Here is an 18,524-nt window from a genome sequence, read left to right on the forward strand (position 1 = left end):
CGGCCATACCGCCGAAAGCCCGCGCGTCCGCCGCATCAAGACCCCGCACAAGGTCGATGCGCTGTTCAACGACATCGTGCGCGGCCCGGCAGTCATCGACATCCTGAAGAAACTGATTGGTCCGGGCCTGAGGCTGCACGGCTCCAAGCTCAACATGAAGTCGGCGCATTATGGATCGCCGGTGGAATGGCATCAGGACTGGGCGTTCTACCCGCACACCAATGACGATATTCTCGCGATCGGCGTGTTGCTCGACGATTGCGACCTCTCCAACGGGCCGATGCTGGTGACGCCCGGCACCCATACCGGCGTGGTCTGGGATCACCATGGCGATGACGGCTGCTTCGCCGGACTGATCGATCCCGACACCATCAAGGGCGAGATCGAGCGCGCCGTGCCTTGCATCGGCCGCGCCGGCAGCATGTCGTTCCATCACGTCCGGGCGCTGCACGGATCGGCCATGAACACCTCCGAGCGGCCGCGCAACCTGCTGCTGTACGAGGTCGCGGCAAGCGATGCCTGGCCACTGATGGGGGTCAAGGATTTCGACGAGTTCAACAGCCGCCTGGTGTCCGGCGATGTCGTGGTGGCGCCGCGGATGACCGATGTTCCGGTCCGCATGCCGCTGCCGCCCGCCAAGCGGCAGGGATCGATCTACGAAACGCAGTCGGCGGCAAAGAAATCCTATTTTACCCGCGCGGCGTGATCGTGCGAATGCGCCCGCGTCACAGGCGGGCGCGCAGTTCTGACGACGAACGACGATAATCAAATCAAACGACAAAAAAGCCAACGGGGGAAACCATGACGGAGATGACAGCCGATAGTAACTGGCGTTCGCGCTTGCGTGTGATCCTCGCGGCCAGCGTCGGGTCCGCGCTCGAATGGTACGACTTCTTCCTGTACGGCACCGCCGCCGCGCTGGTGTTCGGCGATCTGTTCTTTCCGAAAAGCGACCCGGTGGTCGGCACGCTGCTGTCGTTCCTCACCTTCGGCGTCGGCTTCGTGGTGCGGCCGCTCGGCGGCATCCTGTTTGGCATCATGGGCGATCGCTACGGCCGCAAGCCGGTTTTGGTGGCGACGCTGCTGATGATCGGCATCGGCACCACCGCGATCGGCCTGCTGCCGACCTATGCGCAGATCGGTTATTGGGCGCCGGTGCTGCTGGTCGCCATGCGGGTGGTGCAGGGGTTAGGGGCCGGCGCTGAATATGGCGGCGCGGTGATCTTCCTGGTGGAAAACGCGCCGGCACGTCATCGCGGCTTCTGGGGCGGGTTCGCCCCGCTCGGCGTGTCGGTCGGCAATCTGCTCGCGGCCGGCGCCTTCGCACTGGTGACGCTGCTGCCGCGCGAAGACCTGATGTCGTGGGGCTGGCGCCTGCCCTTCCTGGCGAGCTTCCTGCTGATTCTGGTCGGCATCTACGTCCGTCTGCGCATCACCGAAACGCCGGTGTTCACGGAAGCCGTGGTGGCGCGCGGCAAGATCGAACGCAATCCGGCGATGGAAGCGCTGCGCCGGCATCCGCGCAACTTCATGGTGGTGCTTGGCGCACGGCTGGCTGAGAACGGTCTTGGCTATTTCTTCCCGGTGTTCGGCCTGAGCTATGTGATCACGACGCTGGGCGTGCCGCGGTCCGAGGCGCTGAGCGCGCTGATGCTGGCCTTCGTCGTCGAACTGTTCGCCATCCCCGGCTTCGCCGCGCTGTCCGATCGGGTCGGCCGGCGGCCGGTCTATATGTTCGGGGCGCTGGCCGGCGTCGCGCTGGCGTTTCCATTCTTCTGGATGGTGGGAACCAGGGAATGGATCTGGATCGCGGCTGCCTTCATCCTGGCACGCGCGGTGGTGACGGCGGCGATGTTCGGGCCGCAGGCGGCCTATTTCGCCGAGCTGTTTCCACCGCAGCGCCGCTTCGCCGGCTTTGCCTTCGCGCGCGAACTGGGCTCGATTCTGGCCGGAGGTCCGGCGCCGTTCATCGCCACGGCGCTGGTGGCATGGGCCGGAACGTGGTGGCCGGTCGCCTGCTATGCGGCGCTGCTTTCGATCCTCACCGCCATCGCCGTCTGGTGCGGTCCCGAGACCTATACGGAGAACATCAGGGTCGACAACACCACTGACGGCGCGTTGAACGCGGCAGCCGTGCCACAGCAAGCCTGAGTGTCCGTCCGGAAACTTCAGGCCGGGTTGCAGGGTTTTCTGAGCATGAGGCGGATTGAGGCGAGCCGCAGGAACGCGAGCGCCTTTCGATTGAGATTCTCCCAATCATCGGCGACCCCTCCCCGAATCAGGCCACCACCCTTGAATCGCAGATGATTCATATGATTCAAGAACTCCTCGGACCGACACTTAGAGACGTGCCTTCAATGAACGGGGCGCGAGCGGGAGGCGAAAAACTCTGAAGCCTGCGATTTCAGGAAACCACTCCGCCGCGTCCGGAGACACCAAAGTCAGAACCGCAGCCGGCACTTCTCCGCCGATCACCCGGTCGATCGCGTTTGCTCTACCCTCGCTCAGTTGGACGCTGGTCGCTCCCGCCGCCACGATCGCGGCCTCTATACTGCTATTTGATGCCGATTGCCTGTCATCGATCGCAACAATCCTGCCGGCCAGATCGGATACCGCCTTGATTTCCAGCCGAGCCATCACAAGCGCGACCAGACGTTCCGTTTTGTTGGAGGCAGGCGCCACCTTTCCGGCATCATCGGGCTGCGCGGTTTCCGCGCGAACCGAACGGCCGGCACTACTCGCTTGCTGATCTTTCGCCGAGACCGCCGTGGAGGCCGTCACCTGCTCGGCAACCCCCGTTGCGGCCGCGATCTGCTCCCGTAGCGTTCTGGTCCTGGAATTGGCAACATCGCCTCCGGGATATTTGTCCCCAATGTTGGCTCGTGCGGCGTGGGAACCGACAGTGGCGTTACCCCCGGACTCCTGTCTTGCTTTCAATGAAACCGGCGCGAGCGGAATTCGAAACACCTTGAAACCCGCGATTTCGGGAAACCATTCCGCCGCTTCCTGAGACACCAAAGTCAAAACTGCGGCCGGCACTTCGCCGCCGATCAGCCGGTCGATCGCCTTCGCCTGGCTGTCGATCAGCACAACTTCCGACGCCCCCGCTGCCACGATCGCGGCCCGCAAATTATCGTCGGACGCAAATTGCCGGCTGTCAAACGCGATGGCCTTACTGGCTAGATTGGACAGCGATTTGATTTCCGGGCGAGCCATGAGAAGGGCAAACGGACGGTCAATATTGCCCGGCAACCCGCTTTCCGGGCGACTGGAACGGCCCGCCGTCTGGATTGGTGCCAGTACGGCCGCGGCGGCCGTTATCCGCTCCGCGAACGCTTTTGCAGCCTCGACCTGCTCATATATCGTTTCGGCATTGGATCCGTCAGCGGCGTTGCCCGCGGTCTCCTGCGCCGGCTTCGATGAACGCGGCGCGAGCGGGAATCGAAGAACCTTGAAGCCCGCGATTTCCGGAAACCACTCTGCCCATTCCGGATACGCCAAAGTCAGAACTGCAGCCGGCACTTCTCCACGGATCAACCGAATGAGCGCCTTCGTTTGACCGCCGCTCAGTTGGACGTCGGCCGCTCCCGCTGCCGCGAGCGCGCGCCGCGCGCTGTCGCTGGACTGAGATTGCCTGTCATCGATCGCAATGTTCCTGCCGGCCAGATCAGACACCGACTTGATTTCCGGTTGAACCGCCAGAAGGACAAACAGATGGTCGGCATCGTTTTGCGACGCAGCGCCGGTCATTTTGCCCTCGCCCGGCTGCACCTTCTCCGTGCGATCGGAATGGCCGGTTTTGCTCGCTTTCTGCCTTGGCGCCGGGACCATCGTTGCGGCTGTCGGCTGCTCCGTGACCGCCGTTGCGGCCGCGACCGGCTCCCGTATTGATCTGGAATTGGCGGCGGCACCGCCTGTGGGACGCGTATCGGGAATGTTTGCGCCGGTCGAATGGGTATCGCCCGTGGCGCTGTCAGCGGGGTTCACGGCGGCTTTCGATCTCTTTCCGTCCATCGCTGTCACACGGCGGGCGGCAGCCTTTGCCGAACCGTGCATTGACGACCTTTGACGGGACCAGGCCATATAGGACTGGCAAGGGCTGTTACACGGCACTCCGTCGATATACACGATGTCCGGCGAATCCAGCGGCGCTGCATCCGACGTCGCCGCAGAACCGAGCGACAACATACAGAATAGTATCACCCATCTCTTCCGCATGACGCCTCCTGTTGGCACGTCCGTTCACGGCCGCACATAGCTCCAGCCCTTCTCCTGCAGCTCCATCAAGCGGACCACGCCCGACGGAACGACGACGGCCTCCGACAGCACATCGATCGGGTGGCCTTCTTTCTTCGCCATGTTTTCCCTTGTATTGTTGCACGCGGAAAACCGAATCTTGCTCGGAAAGGCCATATCCTTCAAACTCTTGATGCGGTCCTGGACCGGCGACGTATCGGCACGCAGCATATGCAGGCCGGGGCCATAGGTGACGACATCCACGCTCACGTCCTCGCCCTTCGCGCGATAATACTCGATGACATTCGCGGCGTTGTTCAGCGCGAGATTCATGATCGCCGGATCATTCTGATCGACCTGAATGGCCAGACGATGGGGTTTTGTCGAACGGTGCGCCTTCGCGTTGTCCGCCAGCGCGGCCGAGAAAAGTGGCACCGAGGCGGCAAATGCCACAATCGCCTGAAGAACCCATCTGCGCATTTTTAAGACTCCTCCCAAAATACGATCATTGAAAATTGAAGCAGTATGACATCCGCCCGCGTCTGCCATCCTCCCTAGCGCTGCCCCGATGACAACTTGCCTGCCATCGGCATCCATTTGCATGCGGCCGCCAGTTTTTCCCGGACCGCTCCCCATCCGGCGAGCTGGAACGTTGCCTCGTTGCGTCGATTCGTTCCGTCGAGCACATCGATTCTCAGTCGTGCGCCTTCCGGAAGCGACTGCAAAAGCTCAGCAGCATCGTTCCTGTAACTCGCGGCATTTCCATCCGCAGACAGGGTCCAGGGTAGCCTGACGATCGGTTGGTCGTTGATTTGATAGGTGACCTGAATTTCGCCGGCACGCGACTCGCGCCATGTTCCCTCGGTACGAACCTCGAGTTCAGTGCGCTGTCCACGGCATCGAATGGCAAGGGTCTTCGGCGCATCCTTTGCTTTGGACGGCGAGCGGACCATCGCCATGACGAGCGGGGAGTAATCCACCGGCGACGTCGTTTCACTGACGACCCAGTTTGTGTCCTGTGGCCTTGACGGGCTATCGGCGGTTCTCGCAGCCAGGTCTGGTGAAACCGCCGCAACGGGCTTTTCTGATGCAATTGTTGCCGAAAGCTTTCCCGGTCCACTGATGGTCGCGCCCGCGGCGACACTTGCATCGGGTTCCGACGAACCTGATCGAGCGGCCAATTCTGGCGAGACGGTAGCTGTGGGCAAATCCGGACGAACTTTTCCAGCGGACATTTGTCGCCGAACAGATCCGGCGGATGCTTCTGGCGGAACGTGCTCCAGGCATTCGAGCTGCGCGCGGCGCGCCTTGCGAAGGCAATCCAGCCGCTGAGCCGCATCGTTCGCGGAGCTCGAACATGTCAAATCTGCGCTGCGCGCCATCCTGAAGCATGATTCCAGGCCTTCGACCGTCCCGTTCGCGGATTGCGCGCACACAGCGGTGCTGACACAGCAGAGTGTGATGGCGATCAGCGGTCCCCGCATCATGGATTCCTGGTCTGTTTGGCGGGGCTCGCGCGATCAAGCCACTCCTGAGCGGCCCGAAAACGTTCCAGGCCAGGGACTCGTGCCCTCAGACTGACGTCCTTCCATTTTGCGTCAAAGCCAGGCGACTGCAGTTTGTCGACCCGGCTGAAGAGCTCATCAACAAACCGCGCCACCCGGGTATAGCGCGCCGTGCCCGGCTGCCAGTTGTACGATGCAAGAATCGTGGGAACCGCGATGGTGGCGACCCGCTCGCCCTTGGCGATAATGTTGGGGTAATCCGTCGACTCAAGATACGCGGGGAGATAGTAGTCTTCGAATTTCGGGCCATGTTCAACCGGCAGGAATTTGAAACCTTCGTCCCATTTTCCCTTAACGAACGCGTCGACCGGCTTCGAAGTCACGAAGACGACGGCAGCGATCTCTCCACGCCTCAGTTGCTCCAGGGCAACCGGGTGCGGGATAAACATCTTGTCGACGGCGATGCCGAGGCGGCTGAAAATCAGGGGACCGGAATAGGCGGCGGCGGTACCTTGCGTGTTGAAGTTGACTTTCCTGCCTGCCAGTTGCGAAAGCGATCGAATCTCCGGCCGGACGAAGATGTGAAGTTCGGAGGGAAACAAACTCATTACGTAAGTGATGCGCTGCTGGATTTGGGGGACCTGCGACTTGTACTCATCAAGTGAGTCACTGTTGATGATCGCCGCATCGACCCCCTTGAGATAGAGCAGGTCATTCACGTTTTCGGTGGGACCGCGGGTTACGATCGGAAGAACGTGCATGGTCCCGCCATCGTTCACGACCCGCGCAATCTCGGTGGCGAAATGGATGGGTGCACCCTCCAGCAGACCGCCGGCCAGCCCTAGCGCCCAGGCATTTAGCCGGTTTCGAATCTGCGCCTCGCCCGACAGGGCCGGCGCATTGGGGGTTCGAGGGGATTGCGCGGCACTTGAGCCGCACAGGGCAAACGAGACCAACAACAAGGTCATCGATCTTGAAAAGAATTTCATCGTTACACCACCCAGCCAAAATCGTCCTTCGGATGAGCGATCACTGCGAACGATCTCAGCGACCGCCGATCAAATTTCCATTTCCCGCCGAACGTCGGTCAATGGCAAATGACAACTGTTCGTTGCTAAAAACCCTTATTTAACAGGCATAACTTGAATTTCGATTGCGGCTATTGAAAGGTGAGAATCGAAAAGGCTTGTGTGCGCCATTGTGTCGCAAGCGGCGCTCCCCGGAAATTCTTGCGGCCATGGAGGAGCCCACGACGCTTGCCCAAGCAAGGAATTGATTTTTCGTCAAAGGCTGGCGCGACGAAAACAGCGGAGCGTTGCTCACCTGTCCGGTCGATCCAGGTTTGATTATGGACGCAACAGCAACAAGAGGCGGGTTGTTCGGGCCTGGCCATGTGCCCGGTGTGACGGGCCATGGAGACCTCCCAAAAATGTTTGACGTAGTCGCTACCAGGCGCCATCGATTTGTCCCGGTGGCGAGTTTGCGACCGATCCGGCTTTCACCACCGAGATCATCTTCGGGCATGACGTGCTGAATTTCCTCCGCTAACCTGCCTTCAGGGCTGCCAGCAAAGCCAGAATCTCCGGGGAGGACAAGGCGTGCACAAGGGACGTGTGGTATTCGGCGCCATGGAGGAGGTCGTGTTCGGACGCCCGGCGCGTGAGGCAATCATCGAGCAGATCGACCGCCTTGGCGCCAGCCGCGCGTTCCTGATGGTCAGCGGCACGCTGAACCGCGAAACCGACGAGATCGAGAACATCCGCCGCGCGCTGGGGCCGCGCTGCGTCGCCACCTTCGATGCGATGCCGCCGCATACGCCGCGCGCGGCCGTGATTGCCGCCAGCGAGCAGGCGCGGGCCGCCAAAGCCGATCTCATCGTCACCGTCGGTGGCGGCTCGATCACCGACGGCGCCAAGGCGGTGCAGCTTTGCCTCGCCAACGACATCCGCAGCGTCGACGACATCGACAGGCTGCGCGCCGTTAATGGCGCGCTGCCGCCGATGGCCGCGCCGGCCGTGCGCCAGATCAGCGTGCCGACCACGATTGCCGGCGGCGAGTTCAGCGCCCTTGCCGGCGTCACCAACGAGAAGACCCGGGTCAAGGAGCTGCTGCACCATCCGCTGGTGATGCCACGCGCCGCGATCCTTGATCCCGCGCTTGGCGCGCACACGCCGGAATGGCTGTGGCTGTCGACCGGCATCCGCGCCGTCGATCATTGCGTCGAGGGCATCTGTTCGCGCGAGGCCCATCCCTATGGCGACGCCCAGGCGCTGAAAGGTCTCTCAATGCTGGCGCAGGCGTTGCCGCGGGTGAAGGCCGACGCCAATGATCTCGACGCCCGGATGGATTGCCAGATCGGCACCTGGCTCTCGATGGGCGCGCTGGTTTCCGGCGTGCCGATGGGCGCGAGCCACGGCATCGGTTATGTGCTCGGCGCCGAGTTCGACGTGCCGCACGGCTACACGTCCTGCGTGATGCTGCCGTTTGTGATGCGCTGGAATAAACCGGACAATGCGGAGCGGCAGGCACTGGTCTCGGCGGCGATGGGCCATCCCGGCAAGGATGCCGGCGATGTGCTGGACGCCTTCATCCGCGGCCTCGGCATGCCGCGCAGCCTGCGGGATGTACGGGTCGGCCCCGAACATTTCGACCGGATCGCGGAGCAGGCGATGAAAACGCCATGGGTGCCGCGCAATCCGCGCAAGATCGACGGTCCGGCGCAGGTCCGCGAGATTCTTGTTTTGGCCGCCTGAGGGGATTGGACGTCCGATGTATACCGGCAAGCATGCGCGTCTTCGCCCGCTGCAGCCCGCCTTCATCATGGCGGGCTCCGGCGAGGCGGTCACCTATGCCGAGCTGGAGGCGCGCAGCAACCGGCTGGCGCATCTGTTTCGCAATCATGGTTTGAGGCGGCTCGATCACTATGCGATCTTCATGGAGAACAACAGCCGCTACCTCGAGGCCTGCGGCGCCGGCGAGCGCTCCGGCCTGTATTTTACCTGCGTCAATTCATACCTGACGGCAAGCGAGCTCGCCTACATCCTCACCAACAGCGAATCCCGCATTCTCATCACCTCGAAGGCCAGGCTCGACGTGGCGCGCGAGGCGCTGAAGCAATGCCCCAGGATCGAGCTCTGCATCGTCGCGGACGGCGACGGCGAAAGCGACCGTATCGTTGGCCTGCGGCAGGCGATTTCGGGCCTGCCGAAGACGCCGATCCCGGACGAGACGGTCGGCACCGCGATGCTCTATTCGTCGGGAACCACCGGCCGGCCGAAGGGAATCGTGCGGCCGCTGCCGGAACAGCCGGCCGCGCAACAATTGCCGCTGTTCGATTTCCTGCAGAAACTCTGGCACTACCGCGAGGGCATGATCTACCTGTCGCCCGCCCCGCTCTATCATTCGGCGCCGCAGGCTGCCGTCAACCTCACCATCCGCAACGGCGGCACCGCCATCATCATGGAGAGTTTCGACCCCGAGCGTTACCTCGAGCTGATCCCGAAATGGGGCGTCACCCACACCCAGCTGGTGCCGACGATGTTCTCGCGCATGCTGAAGCTGCCGCGGGAGGTGCGGACGCGCTACGATCTGTCGTCGCTGGAGATCGCAATCCACGCCGCGGCGCCGTGTCCGGCAGCCGTGAAGGACGACATGATCAAATGGTGGGGGCCGATCATCCACGAATATTACGGCGCCACCGAAGGGCTCGGCTTCACCGCCTGCGACAGCGAGGAATGGCTGGCCCATCGCGGCACCGTCGGGAAGGTGCTGCTCGGCGAGCTCCACATTCTCGACGAGAACATGCAGCCCTGCCCGGTGGGCACGCCCGGCACCGTGTGGTTCAAGACCGCGACGCCGTTTGAGTATTTCAACGATCCGAACCGGACCAGGGAGGCGCGCTCGCCCGATGGCAGCATGAGCACGGTCGGCGATGTCGGTTACGTCGACAAGGACGGTTTCCTGTATCTGACCGATCGCGCGACCTTCATGATCATCTCGGGCGGGGTGAACATCTATCCGCAGGAATGCGAGAATTTGCTGATCACCCATCCCAAGATCGCGGATGCCGCGGTGTTCGGCGTGCCCAATGCCGATCTCGGCGAAGAGGTGAAGGCCGTGGTGCAGCCGATGCCCGGCGTTTCGCCGGGACCCGATCTGGCGGCGGAGCTGATTGCGTTCTGCAGCCAGTCGCTGTCGCGCCAGAAGGTGCCGCGCTCGATCGATTTCGAGGCGGAGCTGCCCAGGCTTCCGACCGGAAAGCTCTACAAGCGGCTGTTGCGCGACCGCTACTGGGGCAACAAGACCTCGCGGATCGTGTGAGCGCGGGCTCGTTGCGGGCCGAAAAACTTTGCCGTAGAATTCGACGACAAAAGCTAAGGGAGGGCTTGCCGATGGACGTGATCCCGCTGGGTCCGGGATTCGCAGCCGAGGTGCGTGGCGCGACGCTTTCGGATGTCGCTTCCGACGATGCCGCCTATGCGGCAACGCGCGCGGCCTTTGAAGAACACTCCGTTCTGGTATTTCGCGGCCAGCATGTGACCGACGACATCCAGCTTGCGTTTTCGCGCCGGTTCGGCCCGCCGGAGGTGACAAAAGTCGGCTCGATGGGGACGGGATCGCATTTCGTGATCCTGAGCACCATCGGCCCCGACGGCAAGGCGGTGCCGGCAGATCATCGGCAGGCGTTGCGCGCCAGGGCCAACCAGCTTTGGCACACCGACTCCTCGTTCAAGCGCGTGCCGGCGCTGACGTCGATCCTTTCGGCGCGCATCATCCCGGCGCATGGCGGCGAAACCGAATATGTCTCGACCCGGCGCGCCTTCGAGCGGCTGGAACAAGGCCTGCGCAACAAGCTCGAGAATTGCTTTGCCTGGCACGACTACGCGCATTCGCGCGGCCGGATTGCGCCCGGCCTGGCGAGCCCCGAGGAGCAGGCGGCGCTGCCGCCGGTCTGCTGGCGCATGGTGTGGCGCAACCCCGTCAACGGCCGCGGCGCGCTCTATCTCGCTTCACACGCTTATGCGGTCGAAGGCATGGATGCCGCGGCGGGAAAAAAACTGATCGACGAATTGACCGATGCCGCGACCGCGCCGGGCACCAGCTACCTGCACCAGTGGCGGCAGGGCGATGTCGTGATGTGGGACAATCGCGCGACCATGCATCGCGGCCGGCCGTGGCCGGCGCATGAGGCGCGCCTGATGATCCGCACCACGATCTCGGCCACCGAAGCCGACGGCGTTGCCACCATGGGCCTGCCGTCGCCGCAGGCGGCGGAATAGCGGCTAAACGCCGCTGCGGCTCACGCCAGCCGCGGGTAGATTAGTCCGAATTGCCAATCCCGGCGCAGGCCTCGCCGGTTGCCCGGATACCCTGCCATGCTATCGTCGGCGGCAATCGGCCACTTTGAGACCGGGCAGGAGGAGGAACCATGCGGGGCGTACGAACGGTTGCCGTCGCGGCATTGGCCGTGCTGACGGCTTATGATGTTTCGCAGGCCGGCGAGCCGAAACAGGGCGGCATTCTCAGGGTCTATCACCGCGACAGCCCGGGAAGCGCGTCGATTCACGAGGGCGCAACCTATTCCCTGAACGTGCCCTTCATGCCGATCTACAACAACCTCGTCCTGTTCAATCAGAGCGTCGCACAAAACAGCGTCGAATCGATCGTCCCGGATCTGGCGGAAAGCTGGGCCTGGAGCAGCGACAACACGACTCTCACCTTCAAGCTTCGCCAGGGCGTCAAATGGCATGACGGCAAGCCGTTTACGTCGGCCGACGTCAAATGCACCTTTGACATGCTGATGGGCAAATCGCAGCAGAAGTTCCGGCAGAATCCGCGCAAATCCTGGTATGATCAGGTCAACGACGTCTCGCCCAACGGCGATTTCGAGGTCGCGTTCCGCCTGAAGCGGCCGCAACCGGCGCTATTGTCGCTGCTCGCCTCCGGTTATACGCCGATCTACCCCTGCCATGTCTCGGCCGGCGACATGCGCACCAAGCCGGTCGGCACCGGCCCGTTCAGGTTCGTCGAGTTCAAGGCCAATGAGTCGATCAAGCTCGACCGCAACCCGGATTATTTCAAGAAGGGCCGACCCTATCTCGACGGCATCGAGTTCACCATCATCCCGAACCGCTCGACGGCCATCCTCGGATTTGTCTCCGGAAAGTTCGACATGACGTTCCCGACCGAGGTGACGATTCCGCTGCTCAAGGACGTCAAGTCGCAGGCGCCGAACGCGGTGTGCGTGGTCGAGCCGAACAACGTCTCCACCAACATCATCGTCAATTCATCCTCGCCGCCGTTCGACAATCCCGACATCCGCCGTGCACTGGCACTGGCGCTGGACCGCAAGGCGTTCATCTCGATCATGTTCGAGGGACAGGCGGATGTCGGCGGGACGATGCAGCCCGCGCCGGCAGGCCTATGGGCCATGCCCAGGGAGATGCAGGAGACGATTCCAGGCTACGGCCCGGACATCAACGCCAATCGGGAAGAGGCGCGCAAGCTGATGCAGAAGGCGGGCTACGGCCCGGACAAGCATTTGCAGGTCAAGGTCTCGACCCGCAATATTCCGATCTACCGCGATCCCGCCATCATCCTGATCGACCAGATCAAGAGCATCTATGTCGATGCCGAGCTGGACGTGGTCGATACCGCGCAGTGGTTTCCGAAAGTCGCTCGCAAGGACTACGCGCTCGGGCTTAATCTCACCGGCAATGCGGTCGACGATCCCGATCAGTCCTTCTACGAGAACTATTCGTGCAATTCGGAACGCAACTACACCAATTACTGCAACAAGGACATCGAGAAACTGTTCGACGAGCAGTCAGCCGAAACCAACGTCGCCAGGCGCAGGAAGCTGGTCTGGGAGATTGACAAGAAGTTGCAGGAAGACGTGGCGCGTCCCATTATTTTCCACGGCCGCACCGGTACCTGCTGGCAGCCCTACGTCAAGGGCATCACCGTCATGTCCAACAGCTCCTATAACGGCTATCGTTACGAGGACGTCTGGATGGACAAGTAACGTCCGGGAAGGCTTCGCGGGCGGGTCAGGGAGAGCAGCCAGGTGTTTGCTTATATCGTGCGGCGCCTTGCCTTGATGCTCGTGACCCTGCTGGGAATCTCGATCATCATCTTCGTGCTGCTGCGCGTCGTGCCCGGCAACATCGTCGATATCCTGTTCGACGCGGCCGGCTTCGTCGACCCCGCCGACAAGGCCAATCTGGAAAAGGAGCTCGGCCTAGACCAGCCGATCGTGGTGCAATATCTGCGCTGGATCGGCGGGCTGCTGCATGGCGATCTCGGCTATTCCTATGTCTCCGAAAAGCCGGCGCTGGATGAAATCCTGCCGCGGATTCCGATCACCGCGCGGCTGGCCGGCCTGGCGCTGCTGTTCTCCGCCTCGATCGGCATTCCCCTGGGCGTCATCAGCGCGGTCCACCAGGGCACGCGGCTCGATTACGCCTTGCGCGTGGTCAGCCTCAGCGGGCTGTCGCTGCCCTCGTTCTGGCTCGGGCTCCTGATCCTGATGGCGTCGGTCTCGCTGTTCGGGTCGATGCCGATCTTCAATCCGAACCCGAAAACCTGGACCGAGGCGTTCGCGATCTACTGCGTGCCGGCGATGGCGGTCGGCTTCCGCAGCGCCGCGCTGACGATGCGGATCACGCGCTCCTCGATGCTCGAAATCCTGCGGCAGGATTACATCCGCACCGCGCGCGCCAAGGGCGCCTCCGAGGCCTCCGTCAACTACCGTCACGCGCTGAAGAACGCCATCCTGCCGGTCATCACCGTGATCGGCATCGAGGCGGCGTTCCTGATCGGCGGCCTGATCGTCACCGAGACCGTGTTCAATATTCCCGGCATCGCCCGCTTTCTGGTCGAGGCGCTGCGCTGGCGCGACTACCCGATCGTGCAGAATCTCGTGATGCTGATCGCGGTCGTCGTCGTGGTCGCCAACTTCACCGTCGACATGCTCTACGCCGTGATCGACCCGCGCATCCGGTACGGGGACTGAAGCATGATGATTTTGAGTCGAATTGGTGCCGGCGTCTGGGTCACCTCTCCCCGCCAAGAGCGGGGAGCGGGAGATCAACCCAAACGCATCACGGGCTAGGAGATATCAGCTTGGCCACGATCAACTACGACAGCGAGTTACGACGCGCCGGCGCCCATTCGACGCATGGCTGGCGCCGGCTGACCTATCTCGCGCGGCGTTACATGCTCGGCACCATCGGCCTCGTCATCATGATGATGTTCATCTGGGTGGCGGCGTCGGCCGATCTGATCTGCCGCTTTAGTCCGTTCAGCGTCGATTCCGCGCATCGCCTGGCCACGCCCGATTCGCTGCACTGGATGGGCACGGATTCGTTCGGCCGCGACGTCTGGAGCCGGATCATCCACGGCGCGCGCATCTCGCTTGCCGTCGGCGTCGGCTCGACCGCACTCGGCTGCTCGATCGGCGTGGTGATCGGTCTCACATCGGGATATCTGTCGGGCTGGGTCGATCTGCTGTTCCAGCGGATTACCGACATCCTGCAGGCGCTGCCGCTATTGGTGCTGGCGCTGGTCATGACCGCGGCGCTCGGACCCTCGCTTCCCAACGTGATCCTCGCGATCGCGATCCCGCTGGTCCCGACCGTTTCCCGCGTGATCCGTGCCAATACGCTGGCGCTGCGCGAGCAGCCGTTCGTCGAAGCCGCCAAGTCGATCGGCATGAGCGAAACCCGCATCGCCCTGCGCCACGTGCTGCCCAACACCCTGGCGCCGCTGATCGTGCTGGCGACCGCGCAGCTCGGCTCCACCATTCTCACCGAGGCCTCGCTGTCGTTCCTCGGCCTCGGCATTCCCGAACCGTTTCCTTCCTGGGGGCGCATGCTGTCGGAATCGGCGGCGGAATATGTCCGCACCGCGCCCTGGCTGGTGATATTCCCCGGTATTGCGATCAGCCTCGCGGTGTTCGGCACCAATCTGTTCGGCGATGCGCTGCGCGACATCCTCGACCCGAGGCAGCGCGGCTGATGAGCGAGGTGCTCCCGGAACAACCGGTTCTCGACGTGAAGAACCTGCGGACGGTGTTCTTCACCAGTTCCGGCCTGTTCAAGGCGGTCGATGACGTCTCCTTCACCGTCCGCCGCGGCGAGACGCTGGCGATCGTCGGCGAGTCCGGCTGCGGCAAGAGCGTGAGCGCGCTGTCGATCATGCGGCTGGTGCCCGATCCGCCGGGCCGGATCGTCGGTGGCGCCGTCGTGCTGGAGGGCACCGATCTGCTCGGCCTCGACGAGGCCGAGATGCGCGAGATCCGCGGCAACCGGATCTCGATGATCTTTCAGGAGCCGATGACCTCGCTCAATCCGGTGATGCGGATCGGTGACCAGATCACCGAGGCGCTCCGCCTGCATCGCACGATGAGCGGCAAAGAGGCCTGGACACAGGCGGTCGAGATGCTGCGGCTCGTGCGCATCCCCGAGCCGGAGCGGCGGGCGCAGGAATATCCGCACCAGCTTTCCGGCGGCATGCGCCAGCGCGCCATGATCGCGATGGCGCTGGCGTGCCGGCCGGCGCTGTTGATCGCGGACGAACCGACCACCGCGCTGGACGTGACGATCCAGGCGCAGATCCTGGCCCTGATCGTCGAGTTGCAGAAGGAACTCGGCACCGGGCTGATCCTGATCACCCACGATCTTGGCGTGGTCGCACAGACGGCGCAGCGCGTGATCGTGATGTATGCCGGCAGGAAGGTCGAGGAAGCATCGGTCGAAGCGCTGTTCGAAAACCCGAGGCATCCCTACACCCGCGGCCTGATGGCCTCGATGCCGGCCGTGATCGCGCTCGGCGCGAAAAACGAGGCACGGCTGGTCGAAATCCCCGGCATGGTGCCGTCATTGACCAACCTGCCGGCGGGCTGCGCCTTCGCGCCGCGCTGCGGCCTCGCAATCGATCGCTGCCGCTCCGAATATCCGCCGCTGCGGGATTTCGGCGCCAACCATTTTGCGGCATGCTGGCGCGCGGCGGAAACGGCGGCGCTGCCATGACCGAGGCACCTCCGCTGCTCGAGGTCACCGACCTCGTCAAGCATTACGCGGTGCGCGGCGGCGTACTGCGCCGGCAAGTGGGCACGGTGCATGCCGTCGACGGCGTAAGCTTCTCGGTCGGCAAGGGTGAGACGCTTGGGCTGGTCGGCGAATCCGGCTGCGGCAAATCGACGGTCGCGCGCAGCGTGCTGCGCCTGGTCGAGCCTTCCAGCGGCAGCATCCGGCTCAACGGGCAGGAAATCACCGGCCTGAGCAAGGCAGCGATGCGTCCGCACCGGCGCGCGATGCAGATCGTGTTCCAGGATCCGTTCGCTTCCCTCAACCCGCGCATGACCGCGGGCGATATCGTCGGCGAGCCGCTCAGCGTGCATGGGCTGGCGTCCGGCGAGAAGAAGCAGCAACGGGTCGCCGAACTGTTCCGGCAGGTCGGCTTGAGGCCGGACCAGATGAAGAACTATCCGCACCAGTTCTCCGGCGGACAAAGGCAGCGCATCTGCATCGCGCGTGCGCTCTCGCTCGGACCTCGCCTGATCGTCTGCGACGAGCCGGTGTCGGCGCTCGACGTCTCGATCCAGGCGCAGGTGATCAATCTGTTGATCGACCTGCAGCGCCAGCACGGCTTCTCATACCTGTTCATCGCCCACGATCTCGCCGTCGTCGCGCATATCAGCCACCGCGTCGCCGTGATGTATCTCGGACGGATCGTCGAGATATCAGACAAGACCGAGCTGTTCGTCAACCCCCGTCATCCCTACACCCAGGCGCTGCTGGCTTCGGTGCCGGTCGCCGATCCCAAGGCCAGGCGCCTGACACCTGTCATCGAGGGCGACGTGCCGAGCCCGATCAATCCGCCGTCGGGATGCGCGTTTCACACCCGCTGCCGCCATGTGATGGACCGCTGCAAGGTCGAGCGGCCGACGCTCGCGGAAGCGGGCGGTGGGCATCAGGTGGCGTGCTGGCTGAATGAGGGGACGGGACGGAAGGGCTAACCGTCATTGCGAGCGAAGCGTGGCAATCCATCTCGCCGCGTAAAGGAAGAATGGATTGCTTCGTCGCTGCGCTCCTCGCAATGACGGTGGTTAGGTCACCGCCTCGATCTCGACCACGATCTTCCCCGTCGTCACCTGCTCGCCTTCGGCAACGTCGATGGCCGCGATCGTGCCCGCTATCCCCGCAATATGCACATGCTCCATCTTCATCGCTTCCAGCGTCATCACCGGCTGGCCGGCTGTGACGCGCTCGCCCTGCTTGACCAGCACCGCGACGACGCGACCGCTCATCGCCGCGCGCACCTTGCCGTCGCCGCCGGAGGCGGCCGCCGACACCGGGGCGGCGAGCGTCAGATCGCGAACGGAACGCGTGACGCCCCGATGCAGCACAAAGAGCCGGTCGCCGTCGCGCAGGAATTTTGCCGATTCCGTCAAGCCATTGCTGCGAAACCGGAGCGTGTCGCTGCCAAGCTCATCGATCTCGAAGCGGTGCTCGCCGTCTGCGGTGCTGGCGACATAGCTGCCGTCGCGCTCGCGCAGGATTTCCACGTCACGGCCCCCATCACCGGGATCGATACGCGCGGCAACGGCGAATGTCGCTGCCAGGGACCGTCCGCGCCGCCATGGCGGCGCATGGGGATTGGTGACGTAAAGCAACAACGCCGCCAGCGCGGCATCGGAGCTTGCGTTGGTCTCCTGCGGCAACAGCTCGTCGCGATGCCGGCCGATGAACGCCGTGGTGGCCTCGCCTTTCGCGAAGGCGGGATGCCGCAGGCATGAGATCAGAAATCCCTGATTGGTGGTGACGCCGAATGCCGCGGTCTGCTCGAGGGCGCAGATCAGCCGGCCCCGCGCCTCGTCGCGGGTCGCGCCACGGCTGATGATTTTCGCGATCATCGAGTCATAGAACGGCGGAATTTCCGCGCCGGATCGCAGCGCGTGTTCGACGCGGATGCCGTCCGGCGTCTGCCACAGCGCCATCCGGCCGGACTGCGGCATGAAATCATGGCCGGCATCTTCCGAGCACAACCGCACCTCGATCGCGTGGCCGGAAAATTCGATGTCCTCCTGCTCGAGCCCGAGCGGCTCGCCGCCGGCGACGCGCAACTGCAGCTCGACCAGATCGAGCCCGGTGATCGCCTCGGTGACGGGATGCTCGACCTGCAGCCGCGTATTCATTTCCATGAAATAGAATTCGCCGCTGTGATCGAGCAGGAATTCCAGCGTGCCGGCGCCCTCATAGCCGATCGATTTCACCGCGGCGACCGCGACCGCGCCCATCCGCGCCCGCAACTCCGGCGTGACCTTCGGCGAAGGCGCTTCCTCGATCAACTTCTGGTGCCGCCGCTGCACCGAGCAATCGCGCTCGCCGAGATGGATGGCGTTGCCATGGCGGTCACCGAACACCTGGATCTCGATGTGGCGGGGATCCTGTATCGCGCGCTCCAGGATCACCGTTGGGTCGCCGAACGCCCCTTGCGCTTCGGATCGCGCGCTGCGCAGCGCATCCGGGAACGCCGCGGTGTCCGAGACCTGCCGCATGCCGCGCCCGCCGCCGCCGGCGACGGCCTTGATCATCACGGGGAAACCGATCCGCTCGGCTTCCGCGAGCATGACGGCGTCGCGCTGGTCCGCGCCCTGATAGCCGGGCACGCAGGGCACGCCGGCGGCCTTCATCGCGTCCTTGGCGGACACCTTGTCCCCCATCAGGCGGATGGTGTCGGCGCGCGGGCCGATGAAGACAAAGCCGGACGATTCGACAC

General features: G+C 63.6%; 15 protein-coding genes and 1 pseudogene. 10 read left to right on the forward strand and 6 right to left on the reverse strand.

Annotation, left to right across the window (positions count from 1 at the left end; all coding sequences use genetic code 11):
- A partial coding sequence (locus WCE35_RS08700) for a phytanoyl-CoA dioxygenase family protein (RefSeq protein ID WP_424592940.1) occupies positions 1–706 on the forward strand: 706 nt, incomplete at its 5' end.
- Between the two features lie 95 nt (positions 707–801).
- On the forward strand, positions 802–2,151 hold the full coding sequence (locus tag WCE35_RS08705; RefSeq protein WP_424592941.1) for an MFS transporter: 1,350 nt from the start codon (positions 802–804) through the stop codon (positions 2,149–2,151).
- Between the two features lie 17 nt (positions 2,152–2,168).
- Here the strand turns inward: WCE35_RS08705 and WCE35_RS08710 are convergent.
- From WCE35_RS08710 to WCE35_RS08730, 5 genes and pseudogenes are all read right to left on the reverse strand, one after another.
- Positions 2,169–2,267, reverse strand: a pseudogene (locus WCE35_RS08710) (IS5/IS1182 family transposase); the annotation flags it as partial.
- Between the two features lie 73 nt (positions 2,268–2,340).
- The gene (locus WCE35_RS08715; RefSeq protein WP_424592942.1) at positions 2,341–4,188 is read right to left on the reverse strand and encodes a hypothetical protein; all 1,848 of its coding nucleotides are present in this window, start codon (positions 4,186–4,188) and stop codon (positions 2,341–2,343) included.
- A 54-nt stretch (positions 4,189–4,242) separates the two neighbouring features.
- The gene (locus WCE35_RS08720) at positions 4,243–4,716 is read right to left on the reverse strand and encodes a hypothetical protein (RefSeq protein WP_424592954.1); all 474 of its coding nucleotides are present in this window, start codon (positions 4,714–4,716) and stop codon (positions 4,243–4,245) included.
- A gap of 74 nt (positions 4,717–4,790) precedes the next feature.
- Positions 4,791–5,723, reverse strand: a complete 933-nt coding sequence (locus WCE35_RS08725) for a hypothetical protein (RefSeq protein ID WP_424592943.1) — start codon at positions 5,721–5,723, stop codon at positions 4,791–4,793.
- Positions 5,720–6,730, reverse strand: coding sequence for a TAXI family TRAP transporter solute-binding subunit (locus WCE35_RS08730; protein ID WP_424592944.1), 1,011 nt, complete (start codon positions 6,728–6,730; stop codon positions 5,720–5,722). Before WCE35_RS08730 ends, WCE35_RS08725 begins: the two co-directional genes overlap by 4 nt.
- A 609-nt stretch (positions 6,731–7,339) precedes the next feature.
- Here WCE35_RS08730 and WCE35_RS08735 point away from each other — a divergent pair.
- The 8 genes from WCE35_RS08735 to WCE35_RS08770 all read left to right on the forward strand — a co-directional run bounded on the left by WCE35_RS08735 (position 7,340) and on the right by WCE35_RS08770 (position 16,761).
- Positions 7,340–8,494, forward strand: a complete 1,155-nt coding sequence (locus WCE35_RS08735; RefSeq protein WP_424592945.1) for an iron-containing alcohol dehydrogenase — start codon at positions 7,340–7,342, stop codon at positions 8,492–8,494.
- A 16-nt stretch (positions 8,495–8,510) separates the two neighbouring features.
- Positions 8,511–10,061, forward strand: coding sequence for an AMP-binding protein (locus WCE35_RS08740; protein ID WP_424592946.1), 1,551 nt, complete (start codon positions 8,511–8,513; stop codon positions 10,059–10,061).
- Between the two features lie 71 nt (positions 10,062–10,132).
- Positions 10,133–11,020: a TauD/TfdA dioxygenase family protein gene (locus WCE35_RS08745; RefSeq protein WP_424592947.1), complete on the forward strand. Its 888-nt coding sequence runs from the start codon at positions 10,133–10,135 to the stop codon at positions 11,018–11,020.
- A gap of 149 nt (positions 11,021–11,169) precedes the next feature.
- Positions 11,170–12,765, forward strand: a complete 1,596-nt coding sequence (locus WCE35_RS08750) for an ABC transporter substrate-binding protein (protein ID WP_424592948.1) — start codon at positions 11,170–11,172, stop codon at positions 12,763–12,765.
- A 42-nt stretch (positions 12,766–12,807) separates the two neighbouring features.
- On the forward strand, positions 12,808–13,755 hold the full coding sequence (locus tag WCE35_RS08755) for an ABC transporter permease (RefSeq protein ID WP_424592949.1): 948 nt from the start codon (positions 12,808–12,810) through the stop codon (positions 13,753–13,755).
- A 110-nt stretch (positions 13,756–13,865) separates the two neighbouring features.
- Positions 13,866–14,759 carry an ABC transporter permease gene (locus WCE35_RS08760; RefSeq protein WP_424592950.1) on the forward strand — a complete coding sequence of 298 codons (894 nt, stop codon included), beginning with the start codon at positions 13,866–13,868 and terminating at the stop codon, positions 14,757–14,759.
- On the forward strand, positions 14,759–15,772 hold the full coding sequence (locus WCE35_RS08765) for an ABC transporter ATP-binding protein (protein WP_424592951.1): 1,014 nt from the start codon (positions 14,759–14,761) through the stop codon (positions 15,770–15,772). Before WCE35_RS08760 ends, WCE35_RS08765 begins: the two co-directional genes overlap by 1 nt.
- Complete coding sequence (locus tag WCE35_RS08770) at positions 15,769–16,761, forward strand: ABC transporter ATP-binding protein (RefSeq protein WP_424592952.1); 993 nt, start codon at positions 15,769–15,771, stop codon at positions 16,759–16,761. The genes WCE35_RS08765 and WCE35_RS08770 overlap by 4 nt, the downstream gene beginning before the upstream one ends.
- Before the next feature lie 90 nt (positions 16,762–16,851).
- On the opposite strand, the gene WCE35_RS08775 is transcribed toward WCE35_RS08770, so the two are convergent.
- A partial coding sequence (locus WCE35_RS08775; RefSeq protein WP_424592953.1) for an acetyl/propionyl/methylcrotonyl-CoA carboxylase subunit alpha occupies positions 16,852–18,524 on the reverse strand: 1,673 nt, incomplete at its 5' end.

Origin of the sequence: Bradyrhizobium sp., assembly GCF_049691595.1 — a bacterium.
Lineage (GTDB): Bacteria > Pseudomonadota > Alphaproteobacteria > Rhizobiales > Xanthobacteraceae > Bradyrhizobium.

What these genes read in the sequence shown, in the direction of transcription:
- WCE35_RS08705 (WP_424592941.1), top strand. Translation starts at nt 802, where the DNA reads ATGACGGAGATGACAGCCGATAGTAACTGGCGTTCGCGCTTGCGTGTG.
- WCE35_RS08715 (WP_424592942.1), bottom strand. Translation starts at nt 4,188, where the DNA reads ATGTTGTCGCTCGGTTCTGCGGCGACGTCGGATGCAGCGCCGCTGGAT.
- WCE35_RS08720 (WP_424592954.1), bottom strand. Translation starts at nt 4,716, where the DNA reads ATGCGCAGATGGGTTCTTCAGGCGATTGTGGCATTTGCCGCCTCGGTG.
- WCE35_RS08725 (WP_424592943.1), bottom strand. Translation starts at nt 5,723, where the DNA reads ATGATGCGGGGACCGCTGATCGCCATCACACTCTGCTGTGTCAGCACC.
- WCE35_RS08730 (WP_424592944.1), bottom strand. Translation starts at nt 6,730, where the DNA reads ATGAAATTCTTTTCAAGATCGATGACCTTGTTGTTGGTCTCGTTTGCC.
- WCE35_RS08740 (WP_424592946.1), top strand. Translation starts at nt 8,511, where the DNA reads ATGTATACCGGCAAGCATGCGCGTCTTCGCCCGCTGCAGCCCGCCTTC.
- WCE35_RS08745 (WP_424592947.1), top strand. Translation starts at nt 10,133, where the DNA reads ATGGACGTGATCCCGCTGGGTCCGGGATTCGCAGCCGAGGTGCGTGGC.
- WCE35_RS08750 (WP_424592948.1), top strand. Translation starts at nt 11,170, where the DNA reads ATGCGGGGCGTACGAACGGTTGCCGTCGCGGCATTGGCCGTGCTGACG.
- WCE35_RS08765 (WP_424592951.1), top strand. Translation starts at nt 14,759, where the DNA reads ATGAGCGAGGTGCTCCCGGAACAACCGGTTCTCGACGTGAAGAACCTG.
- WCE35_RS08770 (WP_424592952.1), top strand. Translation starts at nt 15,769, where the DNA reads ATGACCGAGGCACCTCCGCTGCTCGAGGTCACCGACCTCGTCAAGCAT.